Raw genomic sequence first — 18,801 nt, forward strand, 5'->3', positions numbered from 1 at the left:
CTGTTTGGTCTTGACCAATTCCCTTCACAACCGGATTCACTTGTGCTTGAGTACAATCCCACGTTGTTATCTTGGATAAGAAAATGGTTAAGGCCTGCATCAAACGTCAGGAGCTAGATAGCGAATTCTGGACCTCAGAGCAATGTCACATTATCGAAGTGTCGAATTCAGAGGATGACCCGGATGTTTCTATTGCCAGGGCGCGCGTCGAACCGGGCGTAACCACACGATGGCATCGCGTGCGGGATACGGTAGAACGCTACTATATCTTGTCCGGTGAGGGCAGGGTTGAAGTCGAGGGCATGCCCGCGACAGAAGTCTCTTCTGGTGATGTAGTCGTGATACCGGCATCCTGTCCGCAGCGGATCACCAATCTCGGTCAGACAGACCTGTTGTTTCTGGCGATTTGCTCACCGCGATTCCTCCCGGACGCTTACGAAGAGATCGAAGCTGAAATCACTGACGCTTGAGGGATGTCTTCTGCTTTTCCGTCCGTTTCATCTGAGCGCATTATTTTTCATCAGCGGCTCCGCGGTGAATCAGTAGCTCCACGTCGACCCCGGTAGGAAGGGATCCATACCCGTGGCTGTTGTGACGGTGCAGGCGTGATTGAATAAAGCCGCTGGCAACCGGTTCGGGGCTGCCCTGTATCAGTAAGTGGGCCTGCATGGTCAGCGCCAGTTGTTCCGCCAGGTCGCGGGCCCGATATTCGAAGTCGTTGGGTTTGTTCAGTTCCGCCTTCAGATGGGTGAGGGCCCGGTCGTAGCAGAGGTCACTACCGGCACTTTGTTCCAGTTCATCCAGCCAGCAGCTGAGTGCTTCGGGCTCCCTTTGGATGGCACGCAAGATATCGAGCGCCTGGATATTGCCCGATCCTTCCCAAATCGCGTTGACGGGCGCATCCCGATAGAGTCGCGCCGTAATGAAGTCCTCGATCAGGCCATTGCCGCCGAGACATTCCATCGCCTCGTAATTGTGGGCAGGTGTGCGCTTGCAGATCCAGAACTTGCCGATCGCTGCCCCCAGCCGCAACAGGTGACGTTGGCGCTGCTCGTCCTGATGATCCAGCGCCTGCGCTATACGCATGCTCAGCGCCAGCGAACCCTCTACCTCCAGTTGCAGGTCGGCCAGCACATTTTGCATGAGGTGTTGGGAAATCAGGGGTTTGCCAAAGGCACGGCGGTGGAGGGCGTGATGAATGGCCTGCAGGGTAGCCTGACGCTGGGCCGCGGCGGAGCCGATCATACAGTCAAAGCGGGTGAGTGCCACCATCTCGATAATGGTTTTGACGCCGGTCCCTTCATCCCCAACTCGCCAGCCAAAGGCGTTGCGCAACTCCACCTCGGATGAGGCATTCGATACATTGCCCGCCTTGTTTTTGAGACGCTGTATTTCCATCGCATTTTTACTGCCATCCGGGCGCCAGCGGGGCACCAGAAAGCAACTCAGCCCTTCCGGTGCCTGTGCCAGCATCAGGAAGGCATCGCACATCGGCGCAGACAGGAACCACTTGTGGCCGCGAATCAGGTAACAGTCTGTCTCCGTCCCGCCCATGGGAATTGCCTGGGTGCTGTTGCTGCGTACATCCGATCCTCCCTGTTTCTCCGTCATGCCCATGCCTATTGTGAGCGCGGGTTTTTCGGAGTAGGGACGGTTGCTGTAGTCGTATGCCTGTTCGGTAATCTTGGGTAGCCACTGGGCGGCCAGGGTCTTGTTCTTCTGCAGTGTTGGTACACACGCGAACGTCATGGTTACCGGACAGCAATGCCCGGACTCGAGCTGGGAGTGCAGGAAGTATTTGGCTGCGCGTGCCACATGTGCACCGCGCTGTGGCGCGGTCCAGGGGCTGACGTGCAGGCCTTCACCCAATGCCAGATTCATGAGTTGGTGATAACTGGGGTGGTAGTGCACCAGGTCGATCCGTCGGCCGCAACGGTCATGGCTTTCCAATTCGGGCTTGTAACGGTTGGCGAGGAAACCGCGCTCGATCATTTCCGGGCGGCCACACACTTCCCCATAACGCTGCAGATCGTTTTCGGCCCAGTGCCCGCCATAGCGCTGCACGGCTTCCCGCAAAGCGGTGTCGTCTTCATACAGGTTGTGGCCCTGGAGCCTTGGCACCTGGTTCTCTACTGAATGGGTCCCGTCATCGCTTGGCGTGAAATCCATATTGCCCCCGGAGCAGGTGTGGCGAAGTCGCACAGCCCTGTGCGTCAGTCATTGGCCTTCCCAATTTAGCTGCTGATGGTGCGAATGGAAAATACATCACCTGATGTTTGGGCTTCGGGGAGCGCCTGGAGAGGAAGCCGCTATCGCCCGGCAGGAGGGGTTGGTGCGGTCGGGGGCTAGTGGTCCATGCGAGGAAGCGCAGGAATAGTGGTTCTATTTAAAGCTTTCTCAACGCAGAGCAGGACAAGTTGGCGAAGCGAACTGTTACATAATTTTCTGCATGGACCACTAGATACTGCGTTTACCCGACAGGTTGAGGGTAAGCTCCAGAAGCCCGGTCCAGGGATCCTGATCACGAGCGCCCTTGATGGCGGTATCCACGGCACGGGCGCGAAGCAGCAGGCTTTGCAGTTGGCGCGGGTGTAGACGTGACAGGGCGGACTGCACCAGGGGTTGGCGTTTTTGAATGCGTACCAGGCGATTCAGGGGTTGCCCCTGGTCGAGCTTCTCGCCGATTTCCAGCAGACTGCGAATTTCCCGCGCCAGAGCCCAGAGCACGACAGGCGCCTCCACGCCCTCGGCGCGCAATCCCTGTAGTGTGCGTACCGCGCCGTCGGCATCTGCCGCGAGTGCCCGGTCAATCAGGCCGAACACATCGTAGCGCGCAGAGCTCGCGACCGCATCGCGCATGGTGTTGGCGGTAATCAGCGTATCATCGCTCAGCAGTTTGAGCTTTTCGATTTCCTGGCTGGCAGCCAGCAGGTTACCTTCCACACGCTCGGCGAGAATCTGGATCGCCTCGGGTTCGGCGTCGAGCCCGGCTGCGCGCAGTCGCTGGTGAATCCAGCGGGGCATTTCGGCGGCCTCGACCGGCCAGATCTGTACCAGTACGCCGTTGGCATCGAGTGCCTTGATCCACTTGCTGTTCAGCTGCGCGCGCTCCAGGCGTGGCATCACCAGCAGCAACAGCAGATCTGGGTTGCCGGCACTGATAGAAACGAACTCCTGCAGTGCCTTGCTGCCCTTGTCGCCGGGCTTGCCACTCGGCAGGCGCACCTCAACGATTTTTTTCTCCGCGAACAGGGACAGGTTACCGGCAGAAGCGACGAGTTGGCCCCAGTCAAAATTGGCCTCCGCGTGCAGCAGCTCCCGTTCGGTGAAGCCCTGCTGGCGCGCAGCTTCGCGCACATTGTCACAGCACTCCTGCACGATCAGGGGCTCGTCACCCGAAATCACATAAATGGGGGAAAGCTGTTTGAGGCTTTGCGGTAACTGGCGAGGATTAATGCGCATACAGAAATACCCGGCGATCAGTAGCTGCGCTGTTCTGGGGTCGCGCTGATATCAATGCGGCGCAACCGATCGATCATGCGGCGAATTAACTCCCGGCGCATTTCCTCGCGTAAAAGCAGTTCCTCTTCCCCTTTACTCACCACTTCGCCGTCGTCCCACTCGAGTGTGCGATAGACGTCGGCAATTGCGTTATCCAGAAGGATGCGTCCCTGGCCATCCTGAACACTGTAGTTTGCACTGGTGCGCAGCTCATATTCCGATGCACGACCTTTTGCGTCGACGGAAACGATACGTTTGGTTTCACTCTCCTTGTGAATCATCATGACGTAGTCGGCGAGTTCCGGCGACTCGGACATTTCGATGCCGCCGTGCTGCAGCAGACGAGTCAGCTGGGCTGCCAGGTCACTGCGCGTGTTTTCCGATGTGATATACAGCAGGCTGCCCGGCGGGAAATTCTTGGGCGCGCCACGCAGGTGCCAGCCGCACGCCGTTACTGCACAAGTGAGAAGTAGGGTTAGGCAAAGCCGGATCGTTGTTTTCATTGTTTCTGCTTACTGCTGTTCGGCATTGGGCTGACAGACGGAGCCCGCCGTGTCAGAAAGTAGGTCTTGTTAAGGGTTTGCGGCCGGGTCAACGGCCCGTTTGTGGGCTCCGTAGGGAGCGTCCCCAAGTACATTTGTCCGTCTGTAATAACGACGATCTGTTGATGTTTCTTTTCCTGAATCTGCAACTCTGAGTCATCCAGGCGCATCTCTTCAATCTGGATATCCAGCTCCCGAGCCAGATCTCCATCGAGGGTGGTAACAAACTCTCCCAGCCGATATTGACCGGTTAGGAAGAGTGCCCCCTCGCGCACTTCTTTGCACTCATCATCTGCGTAAAGCGCCACTGTTGTCGACACTTTTCCTGACCTGAGATAGGTCGTGGTGGTGATGAGACTGTGGCTGCTCTGCGCGCTGCGCAGCTGGCAAGTGCTTCGCCAGGTGCCCACAAGGTTCTCGATGCTGATTTGAGCATGAAGAGTCGAGGGCGCAAGCGAAAGAAGCGCAACAACCAGAGCGATTTTAGCTGCCAGAGTCATTGCGCCATCCTTGCTTACTGTGCGCTGGATTTACTTTGCGACAATATTCACCAGTTTACCGGGTACCACGATGACCTTGCGCACAGTGGCATCGCCAATAAATTTCTGCACATTGGCATCGGCCAGCGCCATTTTTTCCAGTGCTTCCTTGTCGGCATCTGCGGGCGCTTCCAGTTTCGCGCGCACCTTGCCGTTCACCTGTACCACGAGGGTAATACTGGAGCGCACCAGGGCTTTTTCATCCACTTGCGGCCACTCTGCATCGACCAGCGGGGTGGTGTGGCCCAGTGCCTGCCACAGCTGGTGGCAGACGTGCGGGGTGACCGGCGCCAGCAAGAGCACGGCAGAGCGCAGCGCTTCCGCTTCGACGGCCAGACCCTGCTCGCTGTCGCGCTCGGCCAGTTTGCCGACTTCATTCAGCAGTTCCATCACGGCCGCGACCGCGGTATTGAATGTCTGGCGGCGACCGTAGTCGTCACTCACTTTCTGGATGGTTTCGTGGGTCTTGCGGCGCAGTTGCTGTTGCTTGTCACTCAGGTTGGCTGCGTCGATCACGGCAGTGCTGCCACCGGCAGCGGTATGGCCGTGCACGGCTTTCCACAGCTTGCGCAGGAAGCGGCTCGCGCCCTCCACACCGGAGTCGTGCCACTCGAGCGTTTGCTCGGGCGGTGCCGCAAACATAGTGAACAAGCGCACGGTGTCAGCACCGTACTGTTCAACGGCGGCGTGCGGGTCGATGCCGTTGTTCTTGGACTTGGACATCTTCACCACCCCACCGGCAATGACTTCCTCGCCAGTTGCGCGCTCGACGGCGCGGATGGTTTTACCCTTATCGTCCCGCTCGACGTCCACATCCGCCGGGTTGATCCAGACTTTGTGTGCACCATCTTGCTCTTTGTAGAACGATTCCGCCAATACCATGCCCTGGCACAGCAGCTGCTTGAAGGGCTCATCGCTGGAGACCAGGCCTTCATCACGCATCAGCTTGTGGAAGAAGCGCGCATACAGCAGGTGCAGGATGGCGTGCTCGATACCACCGACATACTGGTCCACAGGCAGCCAGTAGTCTGCGCGAGCGGGATCCAGCATGCCCTCTTCGAAATCGGGGCAGGTGTAGCGGGCGTAGTACCAGCTCGATTCCATAAAGGTGTCGAAAGTGTCGGTTTCGCGCTCCACCGGCTCACCGTTGAGGTCGTCTTTACGCCACTCCGGGTCCGCCTTGATCGGCGACTGTACGCCGTCCAGCTCCACGTTTTCCGGCAGCAGAATCGGCAGCTTGTCGGCCGGCACCGGAATTTCGCCGCCATCTGGCAGGTTGAACATGGGGATAGGGGCACCCCAGTAGCGCTGGCGGGACACACCCCAGTCGCGCAGGCGATAGTTAGTGGTCACTTTGCCTTTACCCGCTGCAGACAAGGCATCGGCAATGGCATTGAAGGCGGCTTCAAAGTCGAGGCCGTCAAAGCCGCCGGAATTGACCAGCACGCCTTTCTCGGTAAAGGCCTCTTTGTCCAGGTCGATTTCCTCGCCGTTGGCCGGAGCGACCACCTGGGTAATCGGCAGGTTGTACTTGCGGGCAAACTCCCAGTCGCGCTGGTCATGGGCCGGTACGGCCATCACCGCGCCAGAGCCGTAATCCATGAGCACATAGTTGGCGACCCAGACCGCGACTTCTTCGCCGGTAATCGGGTGGATGGCCTTGATGCCGGTATCCATGCCTTTTTTGTCCATGGTGGCCATATCGGCCTCGGACAGAGACTGCTTCTTACACTCGGCGATAAACGCTGCGAGCTCTGGATTGTTTTCCGCCAGTGACAGGGAAATCGGATGCTCCGCCGCCAGAGATACATAGGTAACCCCCATCAGGGTATCCGGACGGGTCGTGTAGACGTCGAAGTGGTCAACACCGGCGATGGTCTGTGGCAGGGCGAAGCTGAGGTCGATCCCCTTGCTCTTGCCAATCCAGTTGCGCTGCATGGTGCGCACCTGCTCCGGCCAGTGCGGCAGCTTGTCCAGATCGGCCAGCAGCTCTTCGGCATAATCGGTGATCTTGATGAACCACTGGGGGATCTCCTTACGTTCGACCACGGCGCCTGAGCGCCAGCCTCGACCGTCAATCACCTGTTCGTTGGCCAGAACGGTATGGTCCACCGGGTCCCAGTTAACGGTGGCCATTTTTTTATACACCAGGCCTTTTTCGTACAGGCGGGTGAAGAACCACTGCTCCCAGCGATAGTAGGAGGGCTGGCAGGTCGCCAGCTCGCGGGACCAGTCGAAACCGAAGCCCAGCGCTTTCAGCTGGCCCTTCATGTAGTCGATATTGGCGTAGGTCCACTTGGCCGGTGCGGTTTTGTTCTGGATGGCCGCGTTTTCTGCGGGCAGACCAAAGGCATCCCAGCCCATGGGGTGCAGGACGTTCTTGCCCTGCATACGCTGGAACCGGGAGATCACGTCGGTGATGGTGTAATTGCGCACATGCCCCATATGCAGCTTGCCGCTGGGGTAGGGGAACATGGACAGGCAGTAGAACTTTTCCTTGCTGGTGTCCTCTTTCACCTCAAAGCTTTTTTGCTCATCCCAGTACGCCTGGGCGGCGGCTTCGACTGCTGAGGGGTTGTACTGCTCTTCCATCGGCGGGAACCTATACTCTGTGACTCTGTATTCTCTGTGGTAAAGACAGTCTGACGACTGCAATGCAAGCGCCGAATTATATGGGGGAAGCCAAGATGAAGGAACCGAAGTTGCCCAAGGAAGACAATGTTACCGACGAGTTGCGCCAGGATCTGGAAAATATCGTCGAGGGAGAGCTGGCGGTAGAGAACCTTACCGCCAACAAACTGGCCTTTTTGAAGGCCTGGCTCAAGGATGACCTGCACCGGGCATCGGACTATCTCCAGGGGCTGGGGGGCGAGCTGCAAACGCTGGAAGAGCGCACCGGGGACTGGCTGCTCAACGCGGCCAACCCCACGGAGACGGCTTGGCCTAACCTGATGCGCTGCATTCGTACCGGCAAACCCTGGGCGCTGGCGGGGGAGACGGTAGGTGCCGATGAAGAGCTGCAGTGTCTCGGCTGTGGCTACCGGGCGCTGCCACCCAAGGGGAGCCAAATTACGCCCTGCCATCGCTGTGGCTACGGTTGCTTTCGCCAGATCGAAGGTGGTCTCGAAGATTGATGGAGCTCACCTCGATCCTCACGCTGATGCTGTTGCCGCCCCTGGCGCCCCTGCTGGGGGTGCTGGTGGCCTTGATCCTGCGTTTGTTTCCCGCCAATTCACTGGCAGCAAAATTGTCATTTCCCATGATTATCCTGTCGCTCCTTGCCCTTTGGGTGTTTTCCACGCCGGCTTTCTCTGACTGGATGGGTCAGCGCCTCAAGCAACCGCCAGTGGCACAGGGCGAGGCTGCGCAGGCCGTGGTGGTGCTCGGCGCGGGGCGTTACCGGGATAGCCGCACCGGCGAGGAGCGCCTCTCGGCTGCAGCGCTGGAACGCGTGGTTTGGGCAGCGCAGAAAGCGCCCCGCAAGCTGCCGATGCTGGTCTCCGGGGGGCGGGTATTCGCGCAGGAGCAGTTGGCCGAGGCCGACATGATGGCGGAACTGTTGCAGGAGGCCCTGTCCCGCCCTGTCACTTGGCGCGAAAGTTGCAGCCGCACAACTGCCGAGAATGCAGTTAATAGCGCCAAGATGCTGCGCGACGGGGGTGTCGAGCGGATTGTGCTGGTGACGCACTGGTGGCATATGCCAAGGGCGGCCAAGGCTTTTGCCCGCGCCGGCCTGCAGGTAGAGCCCCTGCCGGTTGGCAGTGCCGATGAGCGGTTACCCCGCGCCCAGAGCGGATTACTGCGCTGGTTGCCCAGTGCAGCGGCCATGCTCCGCGCGCAGCTATATTGGCGGGAGAAGCTGGCGTCGCTCTGGTACGCCTGGCGGCCAATGCCTGAAGTGCGTCGTTGCTGAGGAACTATTCGCAGGATACTGGGTTCAAAAATCCAGTCGCGTCTGGCGCTTGTACGTTTTTAGTACGACACCTAACATGGGTGCCAGCTCGGGATTCCCGAGGTGTCCGGCAGATATGACAGTTAACAGATCGGTAAAGGACACCGCTGATAACAATAAAAGAGGTACCAAAACAGATGAATATCCCTGACACATTTGAACATTTGAAACTCGTGAACCGCCTCAATCGCCCGGTGCAGGTGGGTTTCCGACGAGTTTGCCACGAGGGGCGGGAACTGGTGTTTCTCGCCGGCGATAACCCGGCGGTCGTCAGTAAGAACTTTGAGACCTTTGCTGGTCAGATTGTGCGCGAATTCGACCTCGAGCCCGCCCAGGTGGAATTTATCGAACTGCGTGGTGCGGAAGAACAGGCCAGCTGGTATCGCTGGCAGGCGCATTGGGTCGGCTCCGCGCCCATGGAGTGCGTGGCAGAGCCGGTCAAGGGTGAATCCGGGCGCCGTTTCCTGAGCCAGGTGCTCGAGCGCGACGTCGTAGCCGCCTGATCCCGGCGGTACGCTCCATCCCCTGTTAAATCTGGGTCAGGCGCGCGCGTGATGGTGCGTGTGCTTGTCCAGCAGGTCCGCCAGGGCCTGTTCCAGCGTGGGAAAGCGGAATACGTAGCCGCTGTCCAGCGCCGTCCTCGGCTCCATTTTCTGGCTGGCAAGGAGAAGTTCCTCTGCCATCTCGCCAAACAATCCCTTCAACAGCCATTTGGGTGTTCGCAGCAGGCAGGGGCGGTGCAACTGCTTGGCCAGCAGTCGCGCGAAACTGTTATTGGTGACGGCCTCCGGCGCGCAGGCGTTAAAAGGCTTGCAAAGCGCGTGGTCGATGGCATGTAACATCAGACCCACGACGTCTTCCTCGTGAATCCAGCTCATCCAGTGCTCGCCACTGCTCATCGGCCCCCCCAGTCCGAGACGGAATGCCGGCAGCATTTGCGCCAGTGCACCACCACGCGTAGATAGCACGATCGAGGTGCGCATAGTGCCGACACACAGGCCCGCCTGTTGCAATGGTTGGGTCGCCGCTTCCCAGTCACGGCAAAGGTCGGCAGCAAAGCCGCCCCCGGCAGGGCTGTCTTCGCGCAGTAGGTCGCCGCCGCGATCCCCGTAATAGCCAACCGCCGATCCAGACAGGACATACTGCGGACGCTGCGGCTGTTCGAGAATCCAGCGGGATAGTTGCACGGTGGCATCAACACGGGAGCGACGAATTTCCGCTTTGCGCCGCTTGTTCCAGCGATGGCTAATCGGCTCTCCGGCCAGGTTCACAACGACATCCACCGGCTCGCTGACCTGGGTGAGGTCGCGATAGCCCTGAGCCGCTTCACCACAGAGTTGGTGCACCTGCCCCGGATTGCGGCTGATGACGGTAAGCTGGTTGCCACGGGCGAGCCACTGCTGGCAGAAGAGCCGGCCGATCAGCCCGGTGCCTCCAGTAATTAAACAGTGCATGTGTTCAGGGGGCCCCCGCCACCTCGAAAAAGTTCAGTGACTGCAGCATAGCAGGCTGTATCGGGAGTGATAGGGGGCTGGCTGGCTTAGCGGCAGGGCAGGCCACGAAGAGACCATTAAAGGGACGCAACGGCGACATTCTCACCGCTGCGTGCTGTTTTTATGGTGTTATTCCACCAGTCCGTCGGCAACTGGCGGGGCCGTGCGATCGCGCTGGGCAGCGCGTTGGGCAAACACGGCGATTGCCAGCAGCACCAGAGCCAATGCCAGTACACCGGTGACGCCGGCGAGCATAAAGGGTGTGTTGCCCCGATACGGAACGACACTGCCGACCATGGTTGCCTGCTCAAACTGGGGCAGTCGCTCGATGATTTGGCCCCGGGGATCGACAATCGCGGTGACCCCGGTGTTGGTGCCACGCACGAGGAAGCGACCCGTTTCCAGCGCGCGCATCTGCGCCATCTGCATATGCTGAAGCGGTCCGATGGACTCGCCAAACCAGGCATCGTTACTGATGGTCAGCAGGACTTGCGCGGTTAGCGCGGTATCGGCGACCAGCTGTGGGTACACGATCTCGTAGCAGATCAGCGGTGCCCAGCTGGTATTGCCGGCGAGTAGCGGCGGCTGTGCATCGGGACCGGGACGGATAAATGAGGTGGGCAAGTCGAAGAACTCGATGGTCCCCCGAATCAGGTCTTCCAGCGGCACATATTCACCGAATGGGACCAGATGCCTTTTGTGGTAGACGTGCGGGCTGCGGCCGAACACCGCGGCAGAATTGTGTACCACCCGGCGGCCGCTATCGGTTTTGTCGTAGAGAATTCCGCTGATGAGGTCGACTTCGGTGCGCTCTGCGTTGCGTTGCAGGGCCTGCATCAGGTTGGGGGCCTGGGTGTAAAGGATCGGCAGTGCGGCTTCCGGCCAGATAATGACATCGACTTGCTGTCGGGTGAGGGTCTGCGTGCCCTCCTGGTAACGGCGAATGGTCTCGCCACGGAATTCGGGCAGCCACTTCTTTTCTTGCGGTACATTCGCCTGTACCAGTCCGACCTTGATGGGGTCGCCTGCGGCCTCAGTCCACGCAACCTGGGTGAGCGCCGCGCCGATTGGCCAGGGTAGGAGGGCGGCACTCAGCAGGCCCGCCTGCATCGCGCGGGATTGACCGCGGAGCCTGCCGGTGAGCAGCAGCGCAATGACCGCAGCGGCCAGTGCCAGCAGCAATCCGATGCCATAAACCCCGAGCACCGGCGCCCAGCCTGCCAGCCAGGTATTCAGGTGCGCGTAGCCGGAGAACAGCCACGGGAAACCGGTAAACAGCCAGGCTCGAATCCACTCACTGGCAAACCAGAGCGCGGCAAACGCACAGGTGAACGCGACCGGGCTATCGGTGAAGCGGCCGACAAACGTGAGCGGCAGGGCAATCATGGCGGCCATGATGGCCACCAGCGCACCGGTGAGAATAACGCCCAGCAGCGCCGAAGAACCGCCAAATTCTGTGATCGATACGTAGACCCAGGATCCGCCGCTGGCGAACAGGCCGGCTCCAAAACAGAATGACAGCCAGAAGGCCATTCGCCTGGACAGTCGGTTGCCGCGGCTGGCCAGCAAAAGAACTGCTGCCAAACCGCTGAGCGACAACAGGCCCGCGATCCAGAAATCGAAGGGGGCGAGAGACAGGGTAATCAGAGCGCCGGAGGCGGCGCTCATCAGTGAGAACAGCAGGTTACGCATGGTGTCCGTGTCTGGCTTTGCCGTATCTGATTATGTTTATCGGCGGATTCAGTCGCTCTGCGCAGATCCTTCGCTGACCCGATTGACCCGCAGCAGGTGGATCTGGCGATTATCCGCGTAGAGCACTCTGAAACGGAACTCGCCCAATTCGGTGACTTCGTCCCGCGCGGGCAGATGCCCGAACGACTGCATAATCAGTCCGCCGATGGTGTCGAACTCTTCTTCACTCATGTCGCTGGCGAAGTACTCGTTGTACTCCTCAATGGGGGTGAGCGCCTTCACGATGAAGTCGTTCTCACCCACCTTGCGGATGAAGCTATCTTCTTCTTCGTCATCGGTCTCATCTTCGATGTCGCCGACAATTTCCTCGAGGATATCTTCAATCGTCACGACGCCAGATACACCACCGTACTCGTCAATCACGACAGCCATGTGATAACGGTTTTCACGGAACTCGCGCAACAGGATGTTGAGGCGCTTGCTCTCCGGAATGATATTGGCGGGACGGATGATTTCCTCGAGGCTGAAATTCTCAACGCCCTTGAGAACCAGGGGCAGCAGGTCTTTGGCGAGGAGGATGCCGCGGATGTCGTCGACGCTCTCGCCGGTAACCGGGAAGCGCGAGTGTCCGGACTCGATAATCTTGGGCAGGAATTCGGCGGGGCTATCTTCCAGGCTCACCACAACCATCTGGGAGCGGGGAATCATGACCTCACGCACTTGCTGGCTCGATACATCGAGGGCGCCCTCGATAATCGACAGGGCTTCCGCATCCACCAGCTGGTTTTCTGCGGCGTCCTTGATGATCTCCAGCAGCTCATCGCGGGACTTGGGCTCGGCGGAAAAGGCGCCGAAAAGTTTCTCCAGCCAGTTTTTCTCCCCGGAACGGGGCTTGCTGGAAGAGGGACTACTTGGGGGTTCGTCTGTGGTCATGGAAGTGGCCATGCTCCGCTTTACTCTCTATTTCTCAAAAATCGGTCAGCCGCCCGTACCAGCGCGGTCGTCGTTACCAGTCGGTTACTGTCCGACATCCTGCGGCAGGTAAGGGTCTGCAAACCCCATGCCCTGCAACAGCTGGGTCTCCAGGCCTTCCATCTCTTCGGCCTCGGAGTCCTTTATATGGTCATAGCCCAGAAGATGCAGTGTGCCATGAACAATCATGTGCGCCCAGTGCGCGTCTAACGTCTTGCCCTGTTCGCGGGCCTCCTCTGCCACCACCGGTGCGCAGACTACCAGGTCACCCAGCAGCGGCAGGTCGATACCCGGCGGCAGCTCCGCCGGAAACGACAGCACATTGGTGGGCTTGTCCTTGCCGCGGTACTGGTGATTGAGCGCGCGACTCTCGTCTTCATCGACGATCCGGACGGTGAGCTCGGCCTCATCGCGCTGGCCGGCCAGGGCGGCGTTCGCCCACCGTTGCAGGTGTCCATCATCGGGAAGACCGTCGCAGCGGCTTTCCCGCTGGATATCAATCAGGATACTCACAGGGATGACAACAGACTGCTCATCAGGCGGCGTTATCGCGGCTCTGGGCATTCTCTGCGGCTTTGGCAGCCTGGGCAGCGTCGCGCTCGGCCTCATGTACATCGTAGGCTTCTACAATGCGCTGGACCAGCGGGTGACGAACCACATCTTTTGCCCCGAAATGGGTGAAGCTGATGCCGTTGACCTTGCCCAGTACCTCGACTGAATGGCGCAGGCCCGATGCCTGGCCGCGCGGCAAGTCGACCTGACTGGGGTCGCCGGTAATCACCGCAGTGGAACCAAAACCAATCCGGGTAAGGAACATTTTCATCTGCTCACGGGTGGTGTTTTGGCTCTCGTCGAGAATTACAAAGGCATTGTTGAGGGTACGGCCACGCATGTAGGCGAGTGGCGCCACCTCAATCACATTGCGCTCAATCAGCTTGCCGACGGTTTCAAAGCCCAGCATTTCATACAGGGCGTCGTACAGCGGGCGGAGGTAGGGGTCGACTTTCTGGCTCAGGTCACCGGGGAGGAAGCCCAGCTTCTCACCCGCTTCCACCGCGGGGCGGACCAACAGGATGCGTTCTACTTCATCCTTGAGCAGGGCCTCAACGGCACAGGCCACGGCCAGGTAAGTCTTACCGGTACCGGCAGGGCCAATACCGAAGTTAATGTCGTTGGTTTGTACCGCGCGGACATACTTGCGCTGGTTGATACCACGGGGGCGCACAGAGCACTTCTTGGTGCGGATCAGCACAACCTGCTCTTTCTCGTCTCCCTGGCCGTTCTCAGCCATCAGCTCCTCGACGCCGGCCTGTTGCAGGGCGAGATGAATCTCATCCGGTGTCAGGTGGTCGCGGGTGTCGGTTTCCTTGTACAGGAAGCTGAGGAGCTCGCCGGCAGCTCGGGCACTCTTGGGTTCACCGTAAAACGCAAACTGATTGCCGCGATTGCGGATCTCGATATCCAGTCGCTGTTCTATCTGGCGCAGGTGTTGATCGAATTGGCCACAGAGGTTGGCCAGGCGGCGGGCGTCGTTGGGCTCAAGGGTGATGCTGTGAGCGAGGGTTTGTGTGTCCAAATTGGGTTCCGTGCACCTTCTATCAGGGGATTCAGTCTCTAGGGTATACCGATTTTCCGCCGGGGGGGAAGTGCCATATATGACCAATAGCTTCTAATGGCCGAATTTCCATATAACGCCAGGGCATTACTGCAGGCTTTCGGCGACGAAACGCGCGAAAGCCTGCCGCGGTATGACCAATTTAAAGCAGTGAGTCGTCCAGCTCGGAGCCCAGCAGCGTGCCACGCAGGGAGTTGGGCAGGGCTTCTTCGATGGCGACGTCGGCAAACTTGCCGATCAGGGCCAGGTCGTCAAAGCGGAAGTTGACCACCCGATTGTTTTCGGTGCGGCCCTGCAGCTGACCCGGATCCTTCTTGGAGACACCGGTGACCAGTACCCGCTCGGTGTTGCCCACCATGCGACGGGAGATCTCCGCAGCTTGCTGGTTAATCCGATGCTGTAACAGTTGCAGGCGCTGCTTCTTGACCTCTTCCGGGGTATCGTCGGGCAGGTCTGCGGCCGGCGTTCCGGGGCGCGCCGAGTAAATAAAGCTGAACGAGGTATCGAAACCCACATCCTGAATGAGTTTCATGGTGTCTTCGAAGTCCTTTTCGGTCTCGCCCGGGAAGCCGATGATAAAGTCGGACGACAGGGAGATATCGGGACGGATCTTCTTCAGGCGACGAATCTTGGACTTGTATTCCAGGGCGGTATGGCCGCGCTTCATGGCCATCAGGACACGATCGGAACCGCTCTGTACCGGCAGGTGCAGGTGACTGACCAGTTCCGGCACTTCTCCGTAGACATCGATCAACGCGTCGGAGAATTCCACCGGATGGGAGGTGGTGTAGCGAATACGGTCGATCCCCTCGATGGCCGCCACATAGGTGATCAGCTCGGCGAAATCGACAATCTGGCCATCGGCGCCAGGTGCACGATAAGCGTTGACGTTCTGGCCCAGCAGGTTGACCTCGCGCACGCCCTGTTCTGCCAGGTGGGCGATCTCCTCGAGCACATCCGCCAGCGGGCGGCTCACCTCTTCTCCGCGGGTATAGGGCACCACGCAGAAGGTACAGTACTTCGAGCAGCCTTCCATAATGGAGACAAACGCGGTGGCGCCATCGGCCTCAGGCTGGGGCAGGCGGTCGAACTTCTCGATTTCCGGGAAGCTGACATCCACCACCACGGCACCATTGTCCTGCTCGTGGGTTTCCATCATCTCCGGCAGGCGATGCAGGGTCTGCGGACCAAAGATCAGGTCTACATAGGGCGCGCGCTTGGCAATGGCTTCGCCTTCCTGACTGGCCACACAGCCACCCACGCCGATAATCAGCTCGGGATTCTTTTCCTTCAGGTGCTTCCAGCGGCCCAGCTGGTGGAACAGTTTTTCCTGTGCCTTCTCACGGATAGAACAGGTGTTTACCAGCAGCACATCGGCCTCATCCGGGTCGTCGGTCGGCACCATGGCATGGGATTCGCCGAGCAGATCGCGCATACGCGAGGAATCGTACTCGTTCATCTGGCAACCGTGGGTCTTGATATAAAGCTTTTTTACCGAGGATTCGGACATATCGGGCCTGATCAAAAACTGTTCAATCTGAAATGGGCGGGCATTATAGCGGTCCCGCCGCAAACTGCATAGAGAGGCGCCATTCGGGCTATATTAGCGGGGCAGGAGCTGTGCTATTCTTGCGCGCTTTTTGCGGCAGCCGGATTCCCGGCGCGAACTGATGGCAGGGCAGGGCCCTACGAGAACCCCATGGCAAACCCGATCTACAAAGTCATTTTTCACAACCAGAACCAGGTATACGAGCTGTATGCCCGGGCAATCTACCAGAGCGATATGTACGGCTTTATCGAGGTCGAGGAATTTGTTTTCGGCGAGAAGTCCCAATTGCTGGTAGACCCTAGTGAGGAAAAACTGAAAACCGAATTCGCCTCGGTCGCGCGTTCCTATATCCCCATGCACAGCATCGTTCGTATCGATGAAGTGGAAAAAGAGGGTGTCGGCAAAATCGTCGAGGTCAAAGGCGATAAAGTCGCCAAGTTCCCCTTCCCGGCGCCCATGCGCCCACCGCAGGACAGCGAATAACCCTCGAGGGGCGCGCAGGCGCCCCTTTCGCCCCGACCCGGCTCTTGATCCTCTTCATTTCCCTTCCCCCGATACCGTCCAAGAGTCATTGCGCGCCTACTGCCGCGGTTTATCGCAGCACAGCAGAAGAAGCCCTATGGCGGTCTATTCTTAAGTATGGAAGCGCGCCCGTGCGCTGGCACCCGGCTGGTCGCACGCCTTGCTGGTCATGTACTGCATGCACACTGACACGGGAGCACTATCCAGTTACCTAAATGTTGGGATGTCTTTTAGGTGAGGTGTATGGAACTGATACCAGCATGTAAGACCGCCATTTCGGCACTGAAGATCGACCAGCGGGTAGAGAGTGATGTAAAGGCCGGAATTCCGGAGGTGGACCGCAGTCGGCACACCGAAAGTGAAGAAAGCCTGCGCTCCTATGTGACACGGGAAGTGATTGGTCGGGTGCACGACGAGCGTCAATCCGCAATGGATGAGCAGCTCGACCTGCGCAGCGATATCGATATCCGCCAGCAGTCGCATCGACTGAACAATACGCGCGGGACCATCGACCAGCGTGTCGGTGCGAGGCTCGCCGTGTTACTCAAGGAAATGAAGACCCTCGCCAGGGAGCTGCTTTCAGCCCGTGTGGATCTTGAAATTTTCCGCAACCAGAATGAGCTCACGCGTGATGCAGTGTACAAAGAATCGCGGCTGCAGCATTACGCCATCATTTTCTTTATCGTTATCTGTGAGACGGTACTAAACTCCTACTTTCTCTCCAAGGGCAGCGAGCTGGGCATGCTCGGCGGGTTCTTCCAGTCGCTCGTGATCGCTCTCGTGAACCTCGGCCTGGCCGCATTCCTCGCCTTTTCGTTGCGCAACAGTTATCACCGAAGCCCCATGCGCAAGTGCGCCGGACTGCTGCTGTTCTGCGTGGTCTCTGTGCTTGCCGCTGCGTTTGTTCTGGGTGTGGGGCACTACCGCGAGGCGATGGAAGTTAATCCCTTTGAGGCATCGGGCCTCGCTGTGACGCGCATGCTGGCGAACCCCTGGGGTATCCAGGACTTTAACGCGTGGATCATGGTGATCGTCAGTGCGATTGCCGTCATTCTGCTCACCGCCAAGTTCTTTACCGTCGAAGACTCATATCCGGGCTACGCGGATGCCACCCGTCGCGTCAAAGACCTGCAGCGTCGCTGGCTCGATGAAAGTGCCTCGATGTATGACGACATTCAGTCAGAGATTGAAACCGTCAAGAAAGAAGCGTCGGAGTCCGAGAAGGCCATCCGCGACCAGTACATCGAATTCAAGGCGAGTATTGAGCGCAGTGATGATATCCATCACGCCTACGAGAGTGACATTGTGAAAGCCCAGGAGTTACTCAACGAACTAATTCGGCATTATCAATGCTATGCCGCGCGCATGATGAACCATCGTCCTACCTACTTTGGTGAGCTACTGATGGTCGACCCGAACAAGCTGCCGCGGCTAAATACCGCCGGCCTGGAGCAGCATCGCGAAGACCTGGCCTCGTACCGAAAGATCATCGAAGCGTTGGACGAAGACTACAAGCGTGCTATGGAAGAAGCTGATGCCTGTGGTGAAACCTACCGGCAGAAAATCGCCGAAGAAGTGACTCGCATCGAAAGGGAAGTTGGCCTGAAGGGACTGTAATGAAGCGAAGGAGATCTACGCTGAGCTATGAGGATCGTCGGGGGCTGATTATCTTTGCGGTCAGCTTCCTGATACTGGTTGCCATGGTGGTGGTGCTGGGGATTCAGCTCTCGGCACCTGAGCGGGACTTTGACCAGTCCACGCTGTGTAACGAAAACCTGCCGAGAGGCTCTCACAACCTGTTTATCATCGACGCGTCCGATACGTTGTCCGAGTACCAGAAGTATTTCCTCAGGACCCACCTGACCCGCACCCTCGAAGAGGCTCAGGAGAACGACCGTATCACGCTTTTTATGCTCGACGAGACCTTCAGCGGGCTATCTGCGCCTGTAGTCGATATGTGCAAGCCCAAAGCGGGTAAGGAAATCAGCAGTCTCACCGGAAACCGCCAGTTTGTGGAACGCATCTACAATGAGCGGTTTGAGCGCCCCCTCAAAAAGGCTGTGCGAGTCGCCGTCGCCAGCTCCGAGCAGGGTACTTCGCCGATCTATGAAGCCATGTCCGATATCGTCTCCCTGCGCCGTATCGATCCGCGAGCCGAGCAGGTCAATCTCACCATTGTCAGCGACATGATCCAGAACTCCAGGGCCGGTTCTGTATTCGATAGCGGTTCAGAAGCCATCGACAACCTGCCGGTGATCGACCTCCGTCGGGCCAATACCAATGTACTGTGGCTGGAGCGAGAGAAATACAAGAAATATCAAACCAGCGATCTGGTCAGTAGCTGGCGGGAGTATCTCGACAGTGTCTCGCAGTTTGAGCAGATTGAGCGGGTCAGGGACTGAATCCCATCACCTCTGATGCCCG

Annotated in this window: 18 protein-coding genes; 7 read left to right on the forward strand and 11 right to left on the reverse strand. The window is 58.7% G+C overall.

Annotated elements, in window-relative coordinates; translation table 11 throughout:
• The first annotated feature begins 83 nt into the window (after nt 1-83).
• Nucleotides 84-470, forward strand: a complete 387-nt coding sequence (locus ACXAD0_RS07400) for a cupin domain-containing protein (protein ID WP_475087732.1) — start codon at nt 84-86, stop codon at nt 468-470.
• 40 nt (nt 471-510) lie between these two features.
• Here ACXAD0_RS07400 and ACXAD0_RS07405 read toward each other — a convergent pair whose 3' ends face one another.
• The 5 genes from ACXAD0_RS07405 to leuS all read right to left on the reverse strand — a co-directional run bounded on the left by ACXAD0_RS07405 (nt 511) and on the right by leuS (nt 7,174).
• Nucleotides 511-2,169, reverse strand: a complete 1,659-nt coding sequence (locus ACXAD0_RS07405) for an acyl-CoA dehydrogenase family protein (protein ID WP_475087733.1) — start codon at nt 2,167-2,169, stop codon at nt 511-513.
• Between the two features lie 288 nt (nt 2,170-2,457).
• Entirely contained in the window at nt 2,458-3,462 is a 1,005-nt protein-coding gene (gene holA, locus ACXAD0_RS07410; RefSeq protein ID WP_475087734.1) for a DNA polymerase III subunit delta, read from the reverse strand.
• Nucleotides 3,463-3,479: 17 nt separating this feature from the next.
• Nucleotides 3,480-4,004: an LPS-assembly lipoprotein LptE gene (locus tag ACXAD0_RS07415; protein WP_475087735.1), complete on the reverse strand. Its 525-nt coding sequence runs from the start codon at nt 4,002-4,004 to the stop codon at nt 3,480-3,482.
• Entirely contained in the window at nt 4,001-4,543 is a 543-nt protein-coding gene (locus tag ACXAD0_RS07420; protein WP_475087736.1) for a hypothetical protein, read from the reverse strand. Before ACXAD0_RS07420 ends, ACXAD0_RS07415 begins: the two co-directional genes overlap by 4 nt.
• A gap of 30 nt (nt 4,544-4,573) precedes the next feature.
• On the reverse strand, nt 4,574-7,174 hold the full coding sequence (gene leuS, locus ACXAD0_RS07425; RefSeq protein ID WP_475087737.1) for a leucine--tRNA ligase: 2,601 nt from the start codon (nt 7,172-7,174) through the stop codon (nt 4,574-4,576).
• A gap of 95 nt (nt 7,175-7,269) precedes the next feature.
• Here leuS and ACXAD0_RS07430 point away from each other — a divergent pair, with 95 nt between their 5' ends.
• The 3 genes from ACXAD0_RS07430 (at nt 7,270) to ACXAD0_RS07440 (ending at nt 9,037) form a co-directional block, all read left to right on the forward strand.
• On the forward strand, nt 7,270-7,716 hold the full coding sequence (locus ACXAD0_RS07430) for a zinc ribbon-containing protein (RefSeq protein WP_475087738.1): 447 nt from the start codon (nt 7,270-7,272) through the stop codon (nt 7,714-7,716).
• Nucleotides 7,716-8,495 (forward strand): YdcF family protein, encoded by a 780-nt coding sequence (locus ACXAD0_RS07435; RefSeq protein ID WP_475090334.1) that lies wholly within the window; start codon nt 7,716-7,718, stop codon nt 8,493-8,495. The genes ACXAD0_RS07430 and ACXAD0_RS07435 overlap by 1 nt, the downstream gene beginning before the upstream one ends.
• Before the next feature lie 176 nt (nt 8,496-8,671).
• A complete protein-coding gene (locus tag ACXAD0_RS07440) occupies nt 8,672-9,037 on the forward strand; it encodes a hypothetical protein (protein WP_475087739.1) in 366 nt (121 codons plus the stop codon).
• 36 nt (nt 9,038-9,073) lie between these two features.
• Here ACXAD0_RS07440 and ACXAD0_RS07445 read toward each other — a convergent pair whose 3' ends face one another.
• The 6 genes from ACXAD0_RS07445 to miaB form a co-directional block, all read right to left on the reverse strand.
• A complete protein-coding gene (locus ACXAD0_RS07445) occupies nt 9,074-9,988 on the reverse strand; it encodes a TIGR01777 family oxidoreductase (RefSeq protein ID WP_475087740.1) in 915 nt (304 codons plus the stop codon).
• Nucleotides 9,989-10,156: 168 nt separating this feature from the next.
• Entirely contained in the window at nt 10,157-11,719 is a 1,563-nt protein-coding gene (lnt, locus tag ACXAD0_RS07450; protein ID WP_475087741.1) for an apolipoprotein N-acyltransferase, read from the reverse strand.
• A gap of 48 nt (nt 11,720-11,767) precedes the next feature.
• On the reverse strand, nt 11,768-12,652 hold the full coding sequence (locus ACXAD0_RS07455; RefSeq protein WP_475087742.1) for an HlyC/CorC family transporter: 885 nt from the start codon (nt 12,650-12,652) through the stop codon (nt 11,768-11,770).
• A gap of 84 nt (nt 12,653-12,736) precedes the next feature.
• On the reverse strand, nt 12,737-13,204 hold the full coding sequence (gene ybeY, locus ACXAD0_RS07460) for an rRNA maturation RNase YbeY (protein WP_475087743.1): 468 nt from the start codon (nt 13,202-13,204) through the stop codon (nt 12,737-12,739).
• A gap of 22 nt (nt 13,205-13,226) precedes the next feature.
• Nucleotides 13,227-14,267 (reverse strand): PhoH family protein, encoded by a 1,041-nt coding sequence (locus tag ACXAD0_RS07465; RefSeq protein WP_475087744.1) that lies wholly within the window; start codon nt 14,265-14,267, stop codon nt 13,227-13,229.
• A 181-nt stretch (nt 14,268-14,448) separates the two neighbouring features.
• A complete protein-coding gene (gene miaB / locus ACXAD0_RS07470; RefSeq protein WP_475087745.1) occupies nt 14,449-15,816 on the reverse strand; it encodes a tRNA (N6-isopentenyl adenosine(37)-C2)-methylthiotransferase MiaB in 1,368 nt (455 codons plus the stop codon).
• 189 nt (nt 15,817-16,005) lie between these two features.
• Between miaB and ACXAD0_RS07475 the strand changes: the two genes are divergently transcribed.
• The 3 genes from ACXAD0_RS07475 (at nt 16,006) to ACXAD0_RS07485 (ending at nt 18,779) form a co-directional block, all read left to right on the forward strand.
• Entirely contained in the window at nt 16,006-16,338 is a 333-nt protein-coding gene (locus tag ACXAD0_RS07475) for a DUF1820 family protein (RefSeq protein ID WP_475087746.1), read from the forward strand.
• Nucleotides 16,339-16,620: 282 nt separating this feature from the next.
• Complete coding sequence (locus ACXAD0_RS07480; protein WP_475087747.1) at nt 16,621-17,994, forward strand: hypothetical protein; 1,374 nt, start codon at nt 16,621-16,623, stop codon at nt 17,992-17,994.
• On the forward strand, nt 17,994-18,779 hold the full coding sequence (locus ACXAD0_RS07485; RefSeq protein WP_475087748.1) for a hypothetical protein: 786 nt from the start codon (nt 17,994-17,996) through the stop codon (nt 18,777-18,779). The genes ACXAD0_RS07480 and ACXAD0_RS07485 overlap by 1 nt, the downstream gene beginning before the upstream one ends.
• Nucleotides 18,780-18,801 lie beyond the last annotated feature (22 nt).

This window comes from Microbulbifer sp. ABF4_148, from assembly GCF_056158985.1.